General features: G+C 77.8%; 2 protein-coding genes and 1 pseudogene. 2 read left to right on the top strand and 1 reads right to left on the bottom strand.

From position 1 onward, the window contains the following. A pseudogene (locus tag ABZW03_RS39190) lies at positions 1 to 926 on the bottom strand (hypothetical protein); the annotation flags it as partial. A gap of 348 nt (positions 927 to 1274) precedes the next feature. Between ABZW03_RS39190 and ABZW03_RS39185 the strand changes: the two are divergent. Both ABZW03_RS39185 and ABZW03_RS39180 read left to right on the top strand, forming a co-directional pair. Then, the gene (locus tag ABZW03_RS39185) at positions 1275 to 2288 is read left to right on the top strand and encodes a hypothetical protein (RefSeq protein WP_355269405.1); all 1014 of its coding nucleotides are present in this window, start codon (positions 1275 to 1277) and stop codon (positions 2286 to 2288) included. Between the two features lie 84 nt (positions 2289 to 2372). Continuing rightward, on the top strand, positions 2373 to 2801 hold the full coding sequence (locus tag ABZW03_RS39180; protein WP_355269403.1) for a hypothetical protein: 429 nt from the start codon (positions 2373 to 2375) through the stop codon (positions 2799 to 2801). Positions 2802 to 3038: the final 237 nt, after the last annotated feature.

Raw genomic sequence — 3038 nt, 5'->3', positions numbered from 1 at the left:
GGCCCGGGGCGCGGCGGGCCGGTGAACGCCGGACCGGGCGCGGGCGGGGCGGGCTCGCGCGGCGCGGGCGGGCGGTTGTCCGCGGTCCGGACCAGTTCGCCGCGGACGATCCCGGAGCCGGGCGCGGCGGGGGCCATCCGGAGCACCTCCCGGCGCCGGTCGGCCAACGCCTCGCGCACCGCCACGAGTTCGGCGCCCAGGCGCCGCAGCACCGGCAGCTGTGCCGGTTCCCCGCCGACCGGCACCAGTTCGGACCCCGGCGCCCGGCCGGCGCCCGCCCGCTCCCGCGTCCGTTCCCGGTCGACCAGGAGTTCGGCGGCGTCCTGCTCGCGCTCCGCCGTCCGCCGCGCCTCGCGCGCGCTGTCCCGGATGCGCCGCACCTCGTCCAGGCAGTGCGTCGCCTCCCTCAGCCGGGAGCGCCGCAGCCGCAGCGCCCCGCCGTCGGCCGGCGGGCCCGGGGCCGCGTCCGTTCCGTCCCCGGCGCCCAGTTCGTCCCGCAGCTCGGCCACGATCGCCACCAGCACCCGGATCAGTTCCTCGGCCTCCGCCACGCCCGCCTCGGCCTGCCGCTGCGCCTGGCGGGCCAGGTCCAGCGCCTGCTGCGCGGCCGACCGCACCGCCGCGGGGGGCTGCAGCCCCTCGGCGGCCCGGGCGGCCTGTTCGTGCAGGTGGGCGGCGCGGGCCAGCAGCACCGTCCGGGCCTGCGGGTCGGGCACCCGGTCGTGGACCAGCCGCTGGAGCAGGTGCCACGGGATGTCCCGCTCGGCCGAGCGGTACTCGCTCCAGCTGGTCTTGCCGGCCCGGTACCGCTGGGCGAGTTCGCGGACGGTGGCCCCGGACGTCAGCTCCCGGACGAACCGGGCCAGGGCGTCGGCCTGCTCGGTCTCCCCTTTGAACCGCCCCTGCGGACGTCCAGCGCGACCCACCCCGCGTCCCCCTGTCCTGTCCACGGCCAACCCGGTTTGTCCGCCGCTCACCTGGGCGTTCCGGCTCTCTTGTTGATGGACAATCAAAACAGCCCGCACGGTGGAGTCACCACCGGACCCCCGGACGGCCCGGCAGCGGCGCAACGGCACGAGCGGGCCTGACCAGCGGCCTTTCCGGAGGGTGCGGCACACCCGGCCACCGGCCTCCACCGCTCCTGTGCCCGGGCTCCGTTCCGGCTCCACCGGGAGCCGAGGAGAACGGACGGGCGCTCGTCGTCCGGATCCGATCCGACGAACGCGGCCGGCCGGCCCGTCGTCCCCCACCGAGCGAGCGAAGGAGGGAACACCATGCCCGAGGCGAAGGACGCCGACCGACCGGCGGAGCCGAAGCGTGGCAGCAGCCCGCACCCCGGGCGGCGCCGCCGGGCCCTGACCGCCGTCGCCCTGCTCGCCGCGGCAGCGGGCGCCACCGCCGCGGCGGCCTGCGGAGTCCTCCGACCGGCCGAGTGCCGGGGCGGCGACCCGGCCGGCCCGACACCACGGGCCGCACCGGCCGCCCCCGGCCCCGACCTGCGCGACCTGACCCCGGCCGAGGAGGACCTGCTCCACTCCGCCGAGCAGCTCCTGCTGCGCGACTGCATGCGGGCCAAGGGCTTCGTCTACCAGCCGGTCGCGCGTCAACCGGTGCCGGAGGCCAGGGAGTTCCCGTACGTCGTCGACGACCTCGAGTGGGCCCGCCGGCACGGCTACGGCCGGGACATCGAGCGCAGGCTGGAGGAGGTCCGGACGGACGACCCCAACCAGCGCTACTTCGAGAGCCTCCCGGCCGACCGGAAGGCCCCCGCGATCGCCGCCGCCAACGGCCCGCGGCCCGAGGGGCTCACCGCCCGCGCCCCGGACGGGATGCCGCTCACCCGCAGCCCCGAGGGGTGCCGGTCCCAGGGCCAGCGCACCTTGTACCAGGACCTGGGCGCCTGGTTCCAGGCCCGGGTGACGATGGACTCCCTCGCCTCGCTCCGAGGCGAGAAGGTGACCGCCGACCAGGAGCTCACCGCTCCCACCCGCGCCTGGGCCGACTGCATGCGCGCGGCGGGCCACGACTACGCGGACCCGGCGGCGCTGCGCGCGGCCCAGCCGCCCCGGGGCCAGGCCTGGCCGCGTGAGCAGGAGATCACCCTGGCGGTCGCCGAGGCCGGGTGCGCGGAGAGCTCCGGCCTGGCCGCGGTCGTCCGGCGCCTGGACCGGACGTACGACGCCGAACTGCGCCGGCGGTACCGCTCGGACGTCGAGACCTGGCAGCGGCTGCGGCTCGCGGCGCTGCCCCGGGCCCGCTCGGTCGTCGCGGCCGACCCGGGCCACTGACCCACCACCCACCGGACCACCGGCCGCCGCCGACCCGGCGCCGGCCGGTCATCACGCACGCCCCACCCACCGGAGAGGAAACCCATGAAGCCCCTGCGCACCCTGCTCGCGGGCGCGGCCGTCGCCGCAGCCCTGGCCGTGACGGCCGCCCCGTACACCGCCCAGGCCACCGAGGCAGCGCCCGCCTCCACGGCCCCCGCCCTCGCGGCGGACGGCAGGCTGCACGCCTACTACAGCACCTGGTACCAGAACGAGTGCCAGTCCTGGTCGACCGACGCCAACTGGGGCGAGTGCAAGAACAACGCGGAATCCCTGTGGAACATGCGCTACCCCGGGAACCTGGACGACGTCTGGGTGTACTACAACAGCAACTTCGGCGGGGCCGGCCGGGGCGTCTACAACGGGGCCGGCCTGCCCGACCTGAGGCAGTGGCAGTTCGGGTCCAACGGGTCCGGCGCGGGCCAGGCGCTCTGGCACAACATCGCCTCCCACCGGTTCGTCAACCTGCCCTGATTCCCTGCGGCACCGGCGACGGCACGGGGCGCGCGTCCGGCCACGGCCGGGCGCACGCCCTCCGATTCACCGGCCCCACGTCCGGAGTCCCGGCCGGCCCCCCCAGGGGGGGGGCCGCCCGGCCGGCCCCCCCCCCCCCCGCCCCTCCCCCCCCCCCCCGCCCCGGCCGCCCCCCCCGACCCCCGCCCCGCCGCCCGCCGGCAGCCACTCCGGCCGCCGTTCCGGCGGAGACGAAGC

The organism is Kitasatospora sp. NPDC004799 (genome assembly GCF_040609095.1).
Classification (GTDB): domain Bacteria; phylum Actinomycetota; class Actinomycetes; order Streptomycetales; family Streptomycetaceae; genus Kitasatospora.
The sequence above is the reverse complement of the archived record's forward strand: the minus strand, read 5'-3'. Positions and strand labels throughout refer to the sequence as shown.